The sequence below is a fragment of the Streptomyces sp. NPDC088785 genome, assembly GCF_044750685.1.
In the GTDB taxonomy this organism is placed as follows: Bacteria; Actinomycetota; Actinomycetes; order Streptomycetales; family Streptomycetaceae; genus Streptomyces.
Map to the genome: position 1 here is coordinate 765,124 of NZ_JBIVKH010000002.1, position 17,769 is coordinate 782,892.

Consider the following 17,769-nt stretch of genomic DNA (forward strand, 5'->3'; position numbering starts at 1 on the left):
CCTGTCGCATGACCAGCTCTGCCCGTCCGTCCCGCCGCCGCACCACTCGTCCCGCGGCGGGAAAGCGTCGCGCCCCTGAGCAGCAGCGCAGGCAGCAGCCCACGCCGCCGCGCGAGTTCACCATGCCGGAGAACACCTCTCCGGCACTGCCGCCGGTCGCGGAATTCGCCGACCTCGACATGCCCGCCGCGCTGCTGAAGACGCTGGGCGAGCAGGGCGTCACCGCACCGTTCCCCATCCAGGCGGCGACCCTCCCCAACTCCCTCGCCGGCCGCGACCTGCTCGGCCGAGGCCGCACCGGCTCCGGCAAGACGCTCGCGTTCGGTCTCTCGCTGCTCGCCCGCACCGCGGGCACCAGGGCCGAGCCGAAGGCGCCGCTCGCCCTGGTCCTCGTCCCCACGCGCGAGCTGGCACAGCAGGTCACCGACGCCCTCACCCCGTACGCGACCGCACTCAAGCTGCGTCTCGCGACCGTCGTCGGCGGCATGTCGATCTCCCGGCAGGCGGGCGCGCTGCGCCGCGGCGCCGAGGTCGTCGTGGCCACCCCGGGCCGCCTCAAGGACCTCATCGAGCGCGGCGACGTGGCGCTCGGCCAGGTCCGCATCACGGTGCTCGACGAGGCCGACCAGATGGCCGACATGGGCTTCATGCCCCAGGTCACCGCGCTCCTCAAGCAGGTCGCGGCCGGCGGACAGACGATGCTGTTCTCGGCGACCCTGGACCGCAACGTGGACCGGCTCGTCAAGCAGTTCCTCACCGACCCCGTCGTCCACTCCGTGGACCCGTCGGCCGGCGCCGTCACCACCATGGAGCACCACGTCCTGCACGTGCAGGACGAGACCGACAAGAAGGCCGTCACGGCCCGGATCGCCGCCCGCGAGGGCCGCGTGATCCTCTTCGTCGACACCAAGCGCTCCGCCGACCGGCTCGCCAAGCGCCTGCTCGCCAGCGGCGTCTTCGCCGCCCCGCTGCACGGCGGCCGCAGCCAGCCGCAGCGCAACCGCACCCTGGAGCAGTTCAAGGACGGCCGCGTCACCGCGCTCGTCGCCACGAACGTCGCCGCGCGCGGCATCCACGTCGACGACCTCGACCTCGTGGTCAACGTCGACCCGCCGACCGAGCACAAGGACTACCTGCACCGCGGCGGCCGGACCGCCCGCGCCGGGGAGTCCGGCAGCGTGGTCACCCTCGTGCTCCCCGAGCAGAAGCGCGAGATGCAGCGCCTCATGCAGCACGCGGGGATCCGGCCGACCACCACCCAGGTCCGCTCCACGGACGAGGAGCTGGTGAAGATCACCGGCGCGCGTGAGCCGTCCGGTGTCGCCGTGACCATCGCCGTGCCGGAGCCCGTCGCCCCCGCGGGCGACGCGGACAAGCCGCGCCGGTCGCGCCGCTCGCGCGGGTCGCGCGCCGGTGGCACGGGCAAGCCGGCCGGCGAGGGCCAGCAGCGTCAGCCGCAGCAGCGCCAGCGCACCGCGGGCGGCACGAAGGCCGCCGGAACCCCCGCGGGCGGCGCCCGCCGCCGCTCCTCGGGTGGCGGCGCGGCCGGTGCCGCGAAGCCCGCGTCCGGATCGGGCACCGGCGCCAACCGCCGCGGACGCGGTCCGCGGCAGGCCGCCGCGTAACCGGGCGTCCGGCGCCGCGTCCGCGCGCTCACCCCTCCGGCGACGGCAGGGCGGTGAGCGCGCGGCGGGCCTCGCTCATCACCCGGTTCACCAGCTCCGCACAACTGGGCAGATCCTCGATCAGCCCCGCGACCTGCCCCGACGCCATGACGCCCAGGTCGGTGCGGCCCTCGACCATGGACGCCCTCAGCAGCATCGGCGTATTGGCGGCGAGCAGGACCTGGCTCCAGGCGAGGTCCTTGCCGTGCTTCATGGCGAGCCCGTCCCGCACCATCTGCGGCCAGGTCAGCCCGGACAGCTTCCTGAACCCTGCCGCGTGCCGCACGGCGCGCAGCAGGGTGCGTGCCCGCCCGCTTCGCTCCAGGGAGTCGACGAGGTCGCTCCGGAGCATGCGGTGCGGCAGTCCGTCCACCGCCCTCGTCACCGTGACGTCCTTGACGCCCGCCGCCAGATACCTCGCCTTCACCGCGTCCGGCACGGTGGAGTCCGAGGTCAGCAGGAACCGCGTGCCCATCGCGATCCCGGCGGCGCCGTAGGCCAGCGCCGCCACCAGACCGCGCCCGTCGCGGAAGCCGCCCGCGCCGACCACCGGTATGCCTACGGCGTCCACCACCTGCGGAAGCAGCACGGACGTCGCCACCTCCCCGGTGTGCCCGCCGCCCTCCCCGCCCTGCACGATCACCGCGTCCGCACCCCACGCCGCGACCTTCTCCGCGTGCCGGCGGGCGCCGACGGAGGGGATCACGACGACCCCCGCGTCCTTCAGCTCGGCGATCAGCTCCCGGGACGGCGCGAGCGCGAACGAGGCCACCTTCACCCCCTCCGCCACGATCACCGCGACCCGCTCGCGCGCGTCGCCCGCGTCGGCCCGCAGATTGACCCCGAAGGGCTGGTCGGTGCGGGACCTCACCTCCCGCACGGCCGACCGGAGCTGGTCGAGCGTCATGGTCGCGGAGGCGAGGATGCCGAGCGCGCCCGCGTTCGCCGCCGCCGACACGAGCCGGGGGCCCGCCACCCACCCCATCCCCGTCTGGACCAGGGGATGGCGGACACCGGTCAGTCTTGTGAACGCCGTGGGGATCGTGAAGTCCCCCGTGGCGCCCCCGGGGGAACCCGCCGGAGCGGGCCCGGCCGCGCTCATCGGGACCCGACCTCGCGCTCGCGCGTGCCCTTCGGGTCGATGACCTCGCGGACCAGCCGCAGCTCGGCGGCGGTCGGCTCCCGGGTGAACGGCACCGCGCCGCCGTCGGGCAGGGCCAGTGCGAACCCCGTGGCCTCCTGGACCTCCTCGACAGTGACGCCCGGATGGACGGACGCCAGCCGCATCGAACGGTCCGGCGTCTCGAAGTCCAGGACCGCCAGATTCGTGACCACCCGGGGCAGGCGGTGGTACCGGGTGGCCGAGGGGCCGGCGGCGGCCGCGCTGTCGTAGCCCACCCCGCTGATCATGTCGACCTTCTCGACGAACACGCGCGTGCTGTGCCTGGGCACCCAGTAACTCACCGGGTTGTTCAGCGTGTTGACGGGCGCGCCGCGCACCCCGAGCAACTGCCGGTCGGGGCGGCTCCAGTCGCCGATGCACGAGATGTTCTGGTTCCCGAACCGATCGAGCTGGCTCGCGCCCATCATCACGTGCCGGTCGCCTCCCGTGACCATCGCCAGATGCTGCCGGTACGGCAGCCAGCCCTCCGGCGACCCGTCCGGGCCGACCAGCATCGCCTCGCCGTCGGTGAGCATCAGCTCGGGCGAGAAGGTCCGCCGGGCCAGCCGCGCCCCGATCGACGGGATCAGGCCCATGGGGCTGGCCAGCACCTCCCCGTTGCCCCGCCAGGCCTCGGCGCACGCGATCACGCAGTAATCGGCCCGGGTGATGACACTTGCGGACGTCGTCACTTCTGCTCCTCGTGCCAGGCCTGTACGGCGGACCAGTACTGCCTCTCGTCGCCGTCCGGCGGCAGGAACCGGGCCGCGAACTCCGGCCAGGAGGTCGACGCGTACAGCTTCTGGAACGCCTCGTCCCGATCGTGGTCGGGGGCGCAGGAAGTGAAGTGCGCGCCGTTCGGCGCCTCGACGACGCCGGCCACGGCATGCCGCTTCACCAGCAGCGACTGCGGTACGACGTCCTTCCCGAAGCCGTCCGCGGGGTCGACGAGCCGCTCGCACGACAGGTACGCCGCGTCCGCCGCCTCGCAGAACAGGTCGTCGAAGTACGGGTCCGGGCCCAGATACTGGCCGTTGCCCGAGCGGTCCGCGCGGTTGACGTGGACCAGCGCGGCGTCCAGGCGCAGGGCCGGCATCGCGACGAAGGTCTCGCCGTCCTCGTACGGCGAAGTGACCGTCCGCAGCCCCGGATTGACCCGCATGACGTCCGAGCCGATGCCCGCGCGGACCGGCAGGAACGGCAGCCGGTTCGCCGCCGCGTGCAGTCCCCACATGAACATCGCCTCGTCCACCTCCATCAGCTCCAGCGTCCCCTGCTGGCGCGCGGTCCGGAAGTGGGGCTCCAACGGGATGGAGTCGAGCGTGACGAACGCGGCGACCAGTTTGCGGATCCGGCCCGCCGCGGCGAGCATCCCGACGTCCGGGCCGCCGTAGGCGACGACGGTCAGATCCGTGATGCCGCTGCGCAACAGCGCGCGCACCAGCGCCATCGGCTTGCGCCGTGATCCCCAGCCGCCGATGCCGATGGTCATGCCGCTGCGCAACCGCCCGACGACCTCCTCGGGCGACATCGTCTTGTCCGGACCGGACAGACCGCCGGAGCTGCTCGACGTGTCTGTGGTGCGGTCCGTGCCGTCAGTGCGGTCTGTGCCGTGAGGGCGGTCCGTGCTGTCCGTGCTGTCACTGGTGTCCGTGCTGTCAGTGGTGTGCGGTGTGTCTTTGGTGTCGGGCATGGTCAGTCGGCCTCCTGTCCGGCCTGTCCGAACGTGTCGCGTACGCGGTCGGCGACCCCGCTGAGATTCGCCTCGAAGGTGAAGCCCTGCTCGAATCGGTAGCTGCGGTGGACGTCGACGGGGTCGATGCCGTTGAGCGCGGCCTTCGCGAGGCGGATCAGGTAACTGTCCTTGCGGGCTATCTCCCGTGCCAGGTCGAGCGCCGCCTCGTGCAGGCCGGGTCGCGGCACCACCTTCCACACCGAGCCGTGCGCCTGCAGTTCGACGGCGGTGGCGGTGCGCGAGGTGTAGAAGAGCGCGCGCATCAGGTGCTGGGGGACCAGGCGGGAGAGGTGGGTGGCGGCGCCGAGCGCGCCCCGGTCCAGCTCGGGGAGGCCGAAGGTGGCGTCGTCCGCGGCCACGATCGCGTCCGCGTTCCCCACCAGCCCGATGCCGCCGCCCAGGCAGAACCCGGCCACCGCGGCGATCACCGGGACCTCGCACCGGTACACCGCCGAGAACGCCTCGTAGCAGCCCCGGTTCGCCCCGATCAGCGCCGTGTGACCACCCGTGCCGCCGGACGCGGAGGCCGTCTCCCGCTGCATCTCCTTGATGTCCACGCCCGCGCTGAATCCACGGCTGCCCGCGGCGGCCGTGAGCACCACGCAGCGGATGTCCTGGTCGCGGCCCGCCGCGGTCACCGCCTCGGCCAGGTCGTACCAGCCCTGTACCGGGAGCGCGTTGACCGGAGGGAAGTCGAGCGTGACGACCGCTATCCCCTTTTCGGGTGAGGAGGTGGAGACACCCATGGCGTTCAGCTACCTTTCCACCTAACGTTTGTTTGGTACGACGACGACGGTAGCAGCCGGCGGGAGTCCAGGGAATGGGTGCGGGGATGGACGGGACGGATCCGAGCAGGCGGACAGTGGTGGTGACGGGCGGTACGAGGGGAGTGGGCGCGGGGATCGCGGAGGCGTTCGTCCGGACCGGGGCGCGCGTCGTGGCGTGTGCGAGAAGACCTCCCGAAGTCCCCGCGCCGGGATGTGAGTTCGTGCCGGTGGATCTGCGCGACACGGTGGCCGTGCACGAGCTGTTCGCCGGGCTCGACCGGTTGGACGTGCTGGTCAACAACGCGGGAGGGACGCCGTACGGCCTGCTCGGTGAGCGCGACGCCGAGCGGCACGCCCGGGTGATCGAGCTGAACCTGACGGTGCCGCTGACCGCCTCGCTCGCCGCGCGCCACCACCTCGCCGCGGCGCGCGGATCGATCGTGATGATCGGCAGCGTGAGCGGTGCCCGTCCGTCGCCGGGCACGGCGGCCTATGGCGCGGCGAAGGCCGGCCTGGACAGTCTGGCGCGCACCATGGCCGTCGAATGGGCGCCGGAGATACGGGTGAACACGCTGGTGCTCGGCATGGTGCGCACCGAGCTGTCCGCTCTGCACTACGGCGACGAGGAGGGCATCGCCGCCGTCGGCGCGACCGTGCCGCTCGGCCGGCTGGCCGAGCCGCGCGAGATAGGAGAGGCGGCCGTGTTCCTCGCGTCGGACGCGGCCGCGTACATCACCGGTTCCAGCCTGCTCGTGCACGGCGGCGGCGAGCGCCCCGCGTTCCTGGACGCGGCAACGGTCAACAAGGAGGCCTGAGATGACGGACACGGACGACAGCGCGGGGCTGTGCGCGGGGCGGGTGGTCGCGGTGACCGGTGCCGGGCGCGGGCTCGGCCGGGCCCATGCCCTCGCCTGCGCGGCGGCGGGAGCGGCGGTCGTGGTCAACGACCTGGGGGTGGGGCTCGACGGCGCACCCGCGGCCGACAGCCCGGCCGCCCGAGTGGTCGAGGAGATCAGGGCGTCGGGCGGCCGGGCGTTGGCGCACGGTGGCGACATAGCGACGGCGGAGGGCGCCGCCTCACTGGTCGCGACGGCCGTCGACGGATTCGGGCGCCTGGACACCCTGGTGAACAACGCCGGGTTCCTGCGCGACCGGATGCTGGTGAACCTGGCGGAGGACGACTGGGACGCCGTGATGCGGGTCCACCTCAAAGGGCACTTCCTGCCGCTCAAGCACGCCGCCGCCTACTGGAGAGCGGAGGCGAAGGCGGGCCGGACACCGACGGCCAGAGTCGTCAACACCTCGTCCGGAGCGGGCCTGTCGGGCTCGGTCGGGCAGGGGAACTACAGCGCGGCCAAGGCGGGGATCCTGGCCCTGACCCTGGTCGCGGCGGCGGAGTTGGGACGGTACGGCGTCCAGGTCAACGCGATCGCGCCGGCCGCGCGGACCCGGATGACCGAAGCCACGTTCGCCGAGACGATGGCGGCACCCGAGGAGGGCACGTTCGACGCGATGGCCCCGGAGAACGTGTCACCCCTGGTGGTGTGGCTCGGGTCCGGGACGCCCAGCGACGGGGTGACGGGCCGGGTCTTCGAGGTGGAGGCCGGTCGCATCACGGTCATGGAGGGCTGGCGTCCCGGACCGACGGCCGACAAGGGGGAGCGGTGGACCCCGGCGGGGGCGGGCGAGACGGCCCGGGAACTCTTGGCGCGGGCCGCCGCGCCGGAGGAGGTGTACGGGGCCTGAGGGAGGGAGCCCGCCGAGGGTCGGCGGGTGCGGGTGCGGGTGCGGGTGCGGGTGCGGGTGCGGATGGGTGCGGTGCACGGGGTGTGTGGCTCCGCGCACCTCGAAGGGGGGCTTGTCGTGACGGGTTGGGGTCTGGGTTTGTTGTGGATGGCCGCGCAGGTCCTCGCGCCTCTGGTGGGGCGTTCGCTGGGACGGCGGACGGCAGGGGTCGGTGGTGGTGGGGCGGAGGGATACGGGCGCCGTGTGGGGGAGGCGGCCACGGGACGCGCGGGGCGGGAGGCCGAGGCGGGTGCTGATCGAGGACGGGGCCGGTGCGGGCAGGACCACCGTGGAGTGCCCGTCCGCGGAGGACACGGCTCGGTGCTACCGCTGGCAGGGTCACAGGTCGCGGTCCGCGGAGGCCGCGGCTCGGGGCCGCCGGTGGCAGGGTCAGGTGTCGCACTCCAGGACGGTGTGGCACAGGCCGCAGCGGGCCCGGACCCGGCCGCGCACCGGCACCCGGACGCGCTGGTGGCACGTCGGGCACGGGAACGCCACGCGCAGGCCGTCGCCGCCCTGCGCCCCGGCCGTCGAGAAGACGTACGGGACCGAGGACGCGGGGCCCCGCACGCCGTGGTCCTGGGCGTAGCGGCGGTCCTTCGCGTACCGGCGCCGCCCCGCCCGGCCGGCCGCCGTCAGCGGTGGCTGCTGCTCGTCGTGGCGGGCCTGCGCCAGGCCCTTGGTGTACGCGGTGTACGCCTGGGGGCTGGTGAACCACGTCTCCGGGGCCTCCCCGAATGCCAGCGACCGCTTCGCCAGCACGTACCCGAACTCTTCCGGCGTCAGGTAGCCGAGCTTCTGCGACGACGCCGCGTCCTCCCGGTAGGCGTCCAGGAGCAGCCAGCCCGCGCCCAGATAGGTCGCGGCGACGTCGGTGAGGATCTCGTTGTCCCGCGTCCCCGGGAACGACAGGTCCAGACGGTGCAGGTACACGTGCATGATCTCGTGGGACAGCGCCGCCCCGATGTCCCGGCGGTGGGTGCGGAACCGGTCGTTCAGCTCGATGAAGTACTCCGGCCCCGCGGCCAGTTCGACGCTCGCCGCGTGCTCCATCTCGCGGAAGCTCACGATCATGCGGGCGTCCGGGAGGTGGTAGTGCCGCACCAGTTCCCGCGCCACCCGCTGCGCGCCCATGTGCAGGTCGTCCTGGTCGCAGAAGGCCACGTCGACCGGGGCGACGCTCGTCGCGAAGGTGTGCACGGTGTCGTAGGAGAGGCGCTTGTACAGCGCGGTGATCGCCGACCGTACGGTCTCCAGGTGCGGGTAGCCGTGCATCACCGGCCCGTCGTTCGCCACCTGCGCACCCCCTGGCGCCGCCGGGCCGTGTCCCCCCGGGGCCCGCGCCCGGACCCGGCGTTCCCAGCCTACGGCGCCCCCGGCGCTCCCGAACAGCACGCGCCCCGGCTACCTGAAGCGGATCCGGGGCCCGGTCGCCGCCCTATCCAGTCGGTCCAGTTCCAGTACCCACACGTCGTTCGCGCCCTCGCGCAGCACGGGCCCGGGGACGTACAGCGCGTCCTGCGGTCCGACCGACCAGTACCGGCCGAGGCAGAAGCCGTTCACCCACACGAACCCGCGCGTCCAGCCCGGCAGATCGAGCGTGGCGTCCCCGGCACCCGACACCTCGACCACACCCCGGTACAACCCCCGTCCGGCAGCCGGCTCCCCGGCTTCGGCCCCGACCCCGGTCCCGACCCCGGTCCCGGCCCCGGTCCCGACCCCGACCCCGGTCCCGACCCCGGCCGCGGCCCCGCTGCGGTCCGAGGCGGGCAGCCCGGCGACCGCGTCCGAGGTGAACGCGTCGAGGCGCAGACCCCGCGCCCGCACCCCGTGCAGGAACTGCCGTTCGTGCAGCAGGCCGCCCGTGAGACCCTTCGGCTCGCCCAGGCGCGGCCCGTAGTTGACCCGGCCCAGCGACTCCACCCACAGTTCCACGCGCGCGTGCCCAGACACCGGCTCGGCCAGCAGCGGCTCCTCCTCGGTGAGCACCCCGGCCCGCTCCCCGTCCACGTACACGACCGCGAGATCCCGCAGCCCCCGCGCCCGCAGCTCGTACGCGCCGCGCGGCCCCGGCACCGTCACCGCGTACCGCACCAGCCCGCGGTCCACGTCCAGGGCCTCGAACGACGGCGGCACGGTGTGCTCCGTCTCCGGCCCGCCCAGCGCGTCCAGCACCCCGTCGAGCGGGGTGAACGCGGTCAGCTCGGCCGTGACGGGCGCCGCCAGGACGGCCGGCCGCTCCGGCACCTCGGGCAGCGGCCCGTCCGCGTACCGGCCGAGGATCTCCCGGAACAGCCAGAACTTCTCGGTGGGCCGGCCGAACTCGTCGATCGGCGCGTCGTAGTCGTACGACGTGACATCCGGCTCCAGCGCGCCCGAGTGCAGGGCGTCACCGCCCCGGTTCGCCCCCGCCCAGCCGCCGAAGCTCGTCCCGCCGTGCGCCATGTACAGGTTCACCGACGCCCCGCAGGCGAGGATCTCCTCCAACGTGCGCGCCGCGTCCGCCGCGTCCCGCGTCGTACGGGGCGCCCCCCAGTGGTCGAACCAGCCGCACCAGAACTCCGCGCACATCAAGGGTCCCGCGGGCCGGTGCGCGCGCAGCATCGCGAAGCTCTCCCGCGCGCGCGAGCCGAAGTTCGCCGTCGCCAGGACGCCGGGCACCGAACCGCCCGACTGCATGTGCGCGTCGGGCCCGTCCGAGGTGAACAGCGGCACGCTCACCCCCAGCTCGACCAGCAGGTCGGCGAGGGAGCGCAGGTAGGAGGCGTCGGAGCCGTAACTGCCGTACTCGTTCTCCACCTGCACCATGATCACCGGCCCGCCCCGGTCGAACTGCCGCTCCACGACGTACGGCAGCAGCACCCGGAACCAGCGCTCCACAGCCGCCAGGAACTCGGCGTCCCGGGTCCGGATCCGCGACCCCAGCGGACCGGTCAGCCAGTGCGGCAGCCCGCCATTCTCCCACTCGGCGCAGATGTACGGGCCCGGCCGCACGATCACCCACAGGCCCGCCTCCCGCGCCGCGTCCAGGAACCGCCCCACCGCCGCCGCGTCCTCGACCCGGCCGGGCCGCGGCTCGTGCAGGTTCCACGGCACGTACGTCTCCACGCAGTTCAGGCCCATCGCCCGCAGCATCCGCAACCGGTGCGCCCACTGCTCCTCGTGCACCCGGAAGTAGTGCAGCGCGCCCGACAGCAGCCGTACCGGCCGGCCGTCCACCTCGAAGTCGTCCTCGCCCACCCTGAACTCGGCCATCACGCGTTCCCCTCTGCCTGCCCGGGCGTCCCGCCCACCAGCCGCCACAGTGACCCCTGGCGCCCGACCGGGTCCATGGACAAAGATCAGCTGTTGTTGGACCGCCGAAGACCCGGGGGAGACGGGAGGCCGGGCGGACAGCGCAGGACGCCGGGGGCCGGCCGAGCACCGCAGGGCACGCGACACCGCACACCGCAGGAGGGGCACATGTCCGCCTACCACACCTGGATGCGCTACTTCACGCCCAGCCCCCTCCACCACCGGCTCGGCCTGGTCTGCCTCGGCGTGGGGCTCCAGCACGGCCGGCTGCCCCCGGTGGGCCCGCGCACCCTCGACCACCACGTCGCCGTCGTCGTCACCGCGGGCAGCGGCTGGTTCCAGGACACCGACGGCCGCCGCGCCACCGTGACCGCCCCCGCACTGATCTGGCTGACCCCGGGCCGCCCCCACCACTACGGCGCCGACCCCGGCACCGGCTGGGACGAGTGCTTCGTCGACTTCACCGGGCCCGCCACGGCCACGTACACCGAACTCGGCTGCATCGAACCCGACCGGCCCGTCGTCCCGCTCTCCGACGCCGCCCCGGCCCGCGCCGCCGTCGGCCGCATCGCCCGCGCCGCCCGCCGCGGCAACCCCCTCCTGGAGGTCGAGACCGGCGCCGCCGTCCACGAACTCCTCGTCGCGCTGCGCCGCGCCCGCGCCGACCTGGCCCCCGACGGCGACCCCGTCCTCCAGGCGCTCGCCCGCGACGCCTTCCAGCCGCTGTCCGTCGCCGAGCACGCCGCCCGGCACGGCATGACCCCCGCCGAGCTGCGCACCGCCGTCCGCCGGGGCGCCGGCCGCAGCCCCAAGGACTACCTCCTCGGTATCCGCCTCGGCCGCGCCAAGGAACTCCTCGCCGCCACCGAACTGCCCGTCGCCGCCGTCGCCCGCCGCGTCGGCTACGACGACCCCGCCTACTTCTCGCGCCTGTTCACCCGCCGCGTCGGCACCGCACCCGTCCGCTTCCGCGAGCAGCAGGGCCGCGCCGTGCCCGGCGGCTGGTCGGACAGCATCCCCGACCCCGACGACCCGCCGATGCTCCACGTAGGCTGATCCGTCATGACCACCAGCAAGCCCGCCCCCCAGTCGGACGTCGACCCCGCCGTGCGCGCCGAGCTCGGCCGACTGCGCGACAGCATCGACAACATCGACGCCGCCGTCGTGCACATGCTCGCCGAGCGCTTCAAGGCCACCCAGCAGGTCGGCCACCTCAAGGCCGAGCACGCGCTGCCCCCGGCGGACCCGGCCCGCGAGGCCCGCCAGATCGAGCGGCTGCGCCAGCTCGCCGAGAACGCCAAGCTCGACCCGGCCTTCGCCGAGAAGTTCCTGAACTTCATCATCAGCGAGGTCATCCGGCACCACGAGCAGATCGCCGCCAAGACGAGCCCCGACCCGCAGGCCTGAGCCCCCACGGCGGCGGCGCGGCACGGCCCGGGGCCTGCGCCCCGGCCCCTCCACCCGGCTGGCGGGCCCCCGCCCCGGACCCTCCGCACGGCCGCCGGGCGCGGCGCCGTCGTGGCCGCTCACGGGGGTGCCCGCGCCGCCGCCGGGGCGCACGGATCACCGTTGTTCCCCGCCGGAGACGTACGGCAGCATGGGCTCATGCCCGTACTGACGCGCGACGAAGCGCAGACCCGAGCCCGGCTCATCGACGTCCACCACTACACCGTGGACCTCGACCTGGACCGCGGCCCCGACACCTTCGACTCCCACACCGCGATCCGCTTCACCGCACGCACCGCGGGAGACACCTTCGTCGAGCTCAGGCCGGCCGACCTGCGCACCGTCACCCTCGACGGACAGCCGCTCGACCCCACCGCCCTCGACGACAACCGGCTGCCCCTGACCGGCCTCGCCGCGGGCGAGCACGAACTCGTGCTCGACGCCGCCATGCACTACTCGCACACCGGCGAGGGCATGCACCGCTTCACCGACCCCACCGACGGCGAGACGTACGTCTACACGCAGCTGTTCATGGACGACGTGCAGCGCGTCTTCGCCGCCTTCGACCAGCCCGACCTCAAGGCCGTCTTCGACCTCACCGTCACCGCCCCCGAAGCCTGGACGGTCCTCGCCAACGGCGTCACCGAACACCTCGGCGGCGGAAAGTGGCGCGCCACCACCACCCCGCTCCTGTCGACCTACCTCGTCGCCGTCGCCGCCGGCCCCTGGCACTCCCTGCGCACCGAACACCGCGGCCTCCCCTTCGGCCTGCACTGCCGCCGCTCCCTCGCACCCCACCTCGACGCCGACGCCGACGAGATCCTCGACGCCACGCGCGCGTGCTTCGACCGCTACCACGAGAAGTTCGACGAGCCCTACCCCTTCGACTCCTACGACCAGGCGTTCGTCCCCGAGTTCAACGCCGGCGCCATGGAGAACCCCGGCCTGGTCACCTTCCGCGACGAATTCGTCTACCGCTCCGCCGTCACCGACACCGAGCGGCAGACCCGCGCCATGGTGATCGCCCACGAGATGGCCCACATGTGGTTCGGCGACCTCGTCACCCTGAAGTGGTGGGACGACATCTGGCTGAACGAGTCGTTCGCCGAGTACATGGGCTACCAGACCCTCACCGAAGCCACCCGCTTCCGGGACACCTGGGTCGACTTCGGCATCGCCCGCAAGGCCTGGGGCTACGACGCCGACCAGCGGCCCTCCACCCACCCCGTCGCCCCCGAGGCCGTCCCCGACACCGCCTCCGCACTCCTCAACTTCGACGGCATCTCCTACGCCAAGGGCGCCTCCGCACTGCGCCAGCTCGTCGCCTGGCTCGGCGAGAAGGACTTCCTCGCCGGCATCAACACCCACTTCGCCCGCCACAGGTTCGGCAACGCCACCCTCGCCGACTTCATCGAGTCCCTGGCCTCCGGCACCGACCGCGACGTCCACGCCTGGGCCGACACCTGGCTGCGCACCACCGGCGTCGACACCCTCACCGGCCGCGTCGAGGACGACGCCGCGGACGGCGACGGCTGGACCCTCGCCGTCGACCGGCAGGGCAGCCGCCCGCACCGCATCGCCGTCGGACTCTACGACCACGACCCCGCCGACGCCCGCGCCCTCGTCCTGCGCGAACGCGTCGACGTCGACGTGCCCGGCGCACCCCGCACCCTCCACGGTGCCCGCCCCGCCCTGATCGTCCCCAACGACCAGGACCTCACCTACGCCAAGGTCCGCCTCGACCCCGCCTCCGGGGAAGCCGCCCTGCACCACCTGTCCGGCATCCCCGACCCGCTCACCCGGGCCGTCGTCTGGAACAGCCTGCGCGACATGGTCCGCGACGGACAGCTCGCCCCCGCCGACTACCTGACGGCCGCCCAGACCCACCTGCCGCAGGAGACCGACCTCGCCGTCGTCCAGGGCGTCCTCGCCTTCGCCCACACCCAGGTCGCCGACAAATGCACCGCCCCCGAGGACCGGCCGGCGGCCCTCACCCTCCTCACCACCCTCTGCGAGGACCTGCTCCGCCGCACCGAGGACGGCAGGCACCCCGGCCTGCGCCTGACCGCCGTACGCCACTTCATCGACGCCGCCCAGTACGCCGACGTCATCCGCGACTGGTACGACTCCGGCGCCGTCCCCGGCGGACCCGAACTCGACCCCGAACTGCGCTGGCGCATCCTCGGCCGGCTCAGCGTCCTCGGCGCCGTCGACGACGCCGTCATCGAGGCCGAACTCGCCCACGACCCCAGCGCCGTCGGCCAGGAGGGCGCCGCCCGCTGCCACGCCGCGCTGCCCGACCCGCAGGCCAAGGCCGCCGCCTGGGACGCCCTGTTCCCCGCCGACCCCGACCGCGACCTGTCCAACTACCTGTTCACCGCCACCGCCCAGGGCTTCTGGCAGCCCGAACAGGCCGACCTGCTGCGCTCCTACGTCCCCCGCTACTTCACCGAGGCCACCCCGCTCGCCGAGCGGCGCGGCCCCGCCATCGCCGCCGCCGTCGGCCGGTACGCCTTCCCCGAACACGCCATCGACACCGACACGCTCCGCCTCGGCGAACAGTGCCTGGCCCACGACAACCCCGCCCCGTCCCTGCGCCGCCACCTCGCCGACCAGCTCGACGACCTGTCCCGCGTCCTGAAGGCCCGGCAGACCCCGCGCCCGTAGCCACCACGGACGACCGCACCCCCGCACCCCCGGACCGCCCCCAGCGGACCGGGGGTGCCGCCGTTCCCGGACCCCGCCACAACGGGCCATACCACACCAACTCCCCACCCCCACAGGCTCATCCCCCTTTCGGGTTCCCTTCACCGGTACATCGGGCGCGCCGCCGGACGGACGGCCACGCTGAGACCGACCGCAGCCACCCGGCCGGCCACCACACGCCCCCACGCGCGTGCCCGCACCCGCGCACGTGCGCGCACGCACCGGTCCGCGCGGACGCCACCGACCCACCAGCCCCGCGCGGCGCGCACCCGCACCCACAGCCGCACCCACAGCCGCACCCACAGCCGCACCCACAGCCGCACCCACAGCCGTACCCGCACCCGCACCCGACGCAGCGAAGGACCCGCATGAGCAGCATTCCGCCCCTCGCCGGCGGCGCACAGGGACCCGCCGCCCTGCGGCCCCTGCTCAGCACCGTGCTCGACGCCCTCCACGAAGGAGCCGTGCACCGCGCGGGCCCCCTCCCCGCCGGCGGACCCGCGCACGTCACCGCCCGGCTCCTCGCCGCCACCGGCGACCCGCTGCCCCAGGACGGCACCGGAGCCGAGGAAGCCCTGCGCACCCTCATCACCGCCCTCGCCGCTGGCGCCGCCGACCCCGCCGACCCGCTCTGCGCCGCCCACCTGCACTGCCCGCCGCTCGCCGTCGCCACCGCCGCCGACCTCGCCGCCAGCGCCCTCAACCCCTCCATGGACTCCTGGGACCAGGCCCCCGCCGCCTCCGCCCTCGAAGCCGCCCTCACCACGGCCCTCGCCCGCCAGACCTACCCCGCCGCCGCCCGGCCCGACGCCCTCGTCACCACCGGCGGCACCGAGGCCAACCAGCTCGCCGTCCTCCTCGCCCGCGAGACCAACCCCCACCCCGAACCGGTCCGGCTCCTCGTCGGGCAGAACGCCCACCACAGCCTCGCCCGCGCCACCTGGCTCCTCGGCCTGCCCGAACCCCTCGTGCTGCCCGCCCCCACCGGCACCCTCGACCCGGCCGCCCTCGACGAAGCCCTCACCGACCTGCCGGGCCCCAAACTCGTCGCCGCCACCGCGGGCACCACCGACGCCGGACTCATCGACCCCCTCCCCGACATCGCCGACCTGTGCGACCGGCACGGCGCCCGCCTCCACATCGACGCCGCCTACGGCGCGGGACTCCTCTTCAGCACCCGCCACGCCGCCCTCCTCAGCGGACTCGACCGCGCCCACACCACCACCCTCGACCTGCACAAACTCGGCTGGCAGCCGGTCGCCGCGGGACTCCTCGCCGTACGGGACACCGACGACCTGCGCCCCCTCACCCACACCGCCGACTACCTCAACGCCGACGACGACACCGAAGCCGGCCTGCCCGACCTCCTCGGCCGCTCCCTGCGCACCACCCGCCGCCCCGACATCCTCAAGACCGCCGTCACCCTCAAAGCCCTCGGCCGCACCGGCATCGGTGCCCTCGTCGACCACGTCATCGCGCTCGCCCACCACCTGGCCCACCTCGTCGACAGCCACCCGGACCTGGAGCTCTACGACACCCCCACCCTCTCCACCGTCCTCTTCCGCCCCACCGGCGCCACCGACGACCAGCTCGCCACCACCCGCCGCACCCTCCTCGCCGAAGGCCGCGCCGTCCTCGGCCGCGCCCGCATGGACGGACAGCTCTACCTCAAAGCCACCCTGCTCAACCCGCACACCACACCCGACGACCTCACCGCACTGCTGAAACTGGTGGAAGGACACACCCCCCGATGAGCGCCGCGCCCACCCCCCACCCCGCCCCGCCCACCGAAGCACCCCGCGACCTCGTCGGCATCGGCATCGGCCCCTTCAACCTCTCCCTCGCCGCCCTCGCCCACCCCCTGACCGAACTCGACACCGCCTTCTTCGAACAGCGCCCCGCCTTCCACTGGCACCCCGGCCTGCTCATCGACGGCGCCACCCTCCAGGTCCCCTTCCTCGCCGACCTGGTGACCCTCGCCGACCCGGCCAGCCAGTGGACCTTCCTCAACTACCTCAAGACCCGCGAGCGCCTCTTCCCCTTCTACTTCGCCGAGCGCTTCCACATCCAGCGCGCCGAATACGACGCGTACTGCCGCTGGGTCAGCGAGAACCTGCCGGGACTGCACTTCTCCCACCAGGTCGACGCCGTCCGCTGGAACCCCGAGCGCGGCCTCTTCGAGGTCGACCACACCCAGCTCGACGCCGACGGCGAAGCCGAAGCCCTCGGCCGCACCTACACACGGAACGTCACCCTCGGCGTCGGCACCGAACCCTTCGTGCCCGAACCCCTCCGGCCGCTCGCCGAAGCCGCCGGCGTCCCCGTCCTGCACTCCGCCGACTACCTCGCCCACCGCGCCGCGCTCCTCGCCGCCGACCACGTCACCGTCATCGGCAGCGGCCAGTCCGGCGCCGAGATCTTCCTCGACCTCCTGCGGAACCGCCCCGCAGGCCGCGAGAAGATCCACTGGCTCGCCCGCACCGAAGCCTTCGCACCCATGGAATACAGCAAGCTGGGGCTCGAACACTTCACCCCCGACTACTCCCGCTACTTCCACGCCCTGCCCGAACGCGAACGCGACCGCCTCGTCCCCGCCCAGTGGCAACTCCACAAGGGCATCGACGCGGACACCATCGCCGCCATCCACGAAGAGCTCTACCAGCGCACCCTGCACGGCGGCTGGCCCGACGCCACCCTCACCCCCGGCGTCAGCGTCCGCACCGCCGGACGCGTCGCCACCACCAGGGTCGAACTCCACCTCGAACACCGCCAGCAGGGCACCCGCTCCCGCCTCACCACCGACGCCGTCGTCCTCGCCACCGGCTACCAGGAACGCCCCCTCGGCCAGATGCTCGCCGGACTCGACCCCTACATCCGCCGCGACGCCGCCGAACGCCCCCGCGTCGACCAGCGGTTCCGGCTCGTCCTCGACGACTCCATCAGCTCCACCGGCTGCCACGTCTACGTCCAGAACGCCGAACGGCACACCCACGGCGTCGGCGCCCCCGACCTCGGCCTCGCCGCCTGGCGCAGCGCCACCATCCTCAACTCCCTGACCGGCAAGGACCCCTACCCGCAGCCGGAGCGCACCGCCTTCACCAGCTTCGGCCTCCTCGCCCACGAACACCGCGCCCCCCGGCCCGTACCCAACCCGGCGGGGGAACACGGCATCATGGTCAAACTCCAGGGCTGACCGGCCACGGCCCCGCC

At 73.8% G+C, this 17,769-nt stretch carries 14 protein-coding genes; 8 read left to right on the forward strand and 6 right to left on the reverse strand.

What is annotated here, in order from left to right; genetic code table 11:
* Positions 1 to 8 precede the first annotated feature (8 nt).
* Positions 9 to 1,625, forward strand: a complete 1,617-nt coding sequence (locus ACIP5K_RS09110; RefSeq protein ID WP_401407017.1) for a DEAD/DEAH box helicase — start codon at positions 9 to 11, stop codon at positions 1,623 to 1,625.
* Between the two features lie 28 nt (positions 1,626 to 1,653).
* Here ACIP5K_RS09110 and ACIP5K_RS09115 read toward each other — a convergent pair whose 3' ends face one another.
* The 4 genes from ACIP5K_RS09115 to ACIP5K_RS09130 all read right to left on the reverse strand — a co-directional run bounded on the left by ACIP5K_RS09115 (position 1,654) and on the right by ACIP5K_RS09130 (position 5,307).
* Positions 1,654 to 2,706: an NAD(P)H-dependent flavin oxidoreductase gene (locus tag ACIP5K_RS09115; protein ID WP_401407562.1), complete on the reverse strand. Its 1,053-nt coding sequence runs from the start codon at positions 2,704 to 2,706 to the stop codon at positions 1,654 to 1,656.
* 56 nt (positions 2,707 to 2,762) lie between these two features.
* Positions 2,763 to 3,518, reverse strand: coding sequence for a CoA-transferase subunit beta (locus ACIP5K_RS09120; protein WP_401407019.1), 756 nt, complete (start codon positions 3,516 to 3,518; stop codon positions 2,763 to 2,765).
* Positions 3,515 to 4,357, reverse strand: coding sequence for a CoA transferase subunit A (locus ACIP5K_RS09125; RefSeq protein WP_401407564.1), 843 nt, complete (start codon positions 4,355 to 4,357; stop codon positions 3,515 to 3,517). The genes ACIP5K_RS09120 and ACIP5K_RS09125 overlap by 4 nt, the downstream gene beginning before the upstream one ends.
* 164 nt (positions 4,358 to 4,521) lie before the next feature.
* Positions 4,522 to 5,307 (reverse strand): enoyl-CoA hydratase family protein, encoded by a 786-nt coding sequence (locus ACIP5K_RS09130; RefSeq protein WP_401407021.1) that lies wholly within the window; start codon positions 5,305 to 5,307, stop codon positions 4,522 to 4,524.
* 86 nt (positions 5,308 to 5,393) lie between these two features.
* On the opposite strand from ACIP5K_RS09130, the gene ACIP5K_RS09135 reads away from it, so the two are divergent.
* Positions 5,394 to 6,143: an SDR family oxidoreductase gene (locus tag ACIP5K_RS09135; protein ID WP_401407023.1), complete on the forward strand. Its 750-nt coding sequence runs from the start codon at positions 5,394 to 5,396 to the stop codon at positions 6,141 to 6,143.
* Between the two features lies 1 nt (position 6,144).
* Positions 6,145 to 7,074, forward strand: a complete 930-nt coding sequence (locus ACIP5K_RS09140) for an SDR family oxidoreductase (RefSeq protein WP_401407025.1) — start codon at positions 6,145 to 6,147, stop codon at positions 7,072 to 7,074.
* A 429-nt stretch (positions 7,075 to 7,503) separates the two neighbouring features.
* Here ACIP5K_RS09140 and ACIP5K_RS09145 read toward each other — a convergent pair whose 3' ends face one another.
* Both ACIP5K_RS09145 and ACIP5K_RS09150 read right to left on the reverse strand, forming a co-directional pair.
* Positions 7,504 to 8,409 (reverse strand): hypothetical protein, encoded by a 906-nt coding sequence (locus ACIP5K_RS09145; RefSeq protein ID WP_401407027.1) that lies wholly within the window; start codon positions 8,407 to 8,409, stop codon positions 7,504 to 7,506.
* A 108-nt stretch (positions 8,410 to 8,517) separates the two neighbouring features.
* Positions 8,518 to 10,368 carry a beta-galactosidase family protein gene (locus tag ACIP5K_RS09150; protein ID WP_401407029.1) on the reverse strand — a complete coding sequence of 617 codons (1,851 nt, stop codon included), beginning with the start codon at positions 10,366 to 10,368 and terminating at the stop codon, positions 8,518 to 8,520.
* Positions 10,369 to 10,575: 207 nt separating this feature from the next.
* Here ACIP5K_RS09150 and ACIP5K_RS09155 point away from each other — a divergent pair, with 207 nt between their 5' ends.
* The 5 genes from ACIP5K_RS09155 (at position 10,576) to ACIP5K_RS09175 (ending at position 17,752) form a co-directional block, all read left to right on the forward strand.
* Entirely contained in the window at positions 10,576 to 11,463 is an 888-nt protein-coding gene (locus tag ACIP5K_RS09155; RefSeq protein WP_401407031.1) for a helix-turn-helix domain-containing protein, read from the forward strand.
* A gap of 6 nt (positions 11,464 to 11,469) precedes the next feature.
* Positions 11,470 to 11,814: a chorismate mutase gene (locus ACIP5K_RS09160; RefSeq protein ID WP_401407033.1), complete on the forward strand. Its 345-nt coding sequence runs from the start codon at positions 11,470 to 11,472 to the stop codon at positions 11,812 to 11,814.
* Between the two features lie 198 nt (positions 11,815 to 12,012).
* The gene (gene pepN / locus ACIP5K_RS09165; RefSeq protein WP_401407035.1) at positions 12,013 to 14,520 is read left to right on the forward strand and encodes an aminopeptidase N; all 2,508 of its coding nucleotides are present in this window, start codon (positions 12,013 to 12,015) and stop codon (positions 14,518 to 14,520) included.
* A 407-nt stretch (positions 14,521 to 14,927) separates the two neighbouring features.
* Positions 14,928 to 16,313 carry a pyridoxal phosphate-dependent decarboxylase family protein gene (locus tag ACIP5K_RS09170; protein WP_401407037.1) on the forward strand — a complete coding sequence of 462 codons (1,386 nt, stop codon included), beginning with the start codon at positions 14,928 to 14,930 and terminating at the stop codon, positions 16,311 to 16,313.
* Complete coding sequence (locus tag ACIP5K_RS09175; RefSeq protein WP_401407039.1) at positions 16,310 to 17,752, forward strand: lysine N(6)-hydroxylase/L-ornithine N(5)-oxygenase family protein; 1,443 nt, start codon at positions 16,310 to 16,312, stop codon at positions 17,750 to 17,752. Before ACIP5K_RS09170 ends, ACIP5K_RS09175 begins: the two co-directional genes overlap by 4 nt.
* Positions 17,753 to 17,769 lie beyond the last annotated feature (17 nt).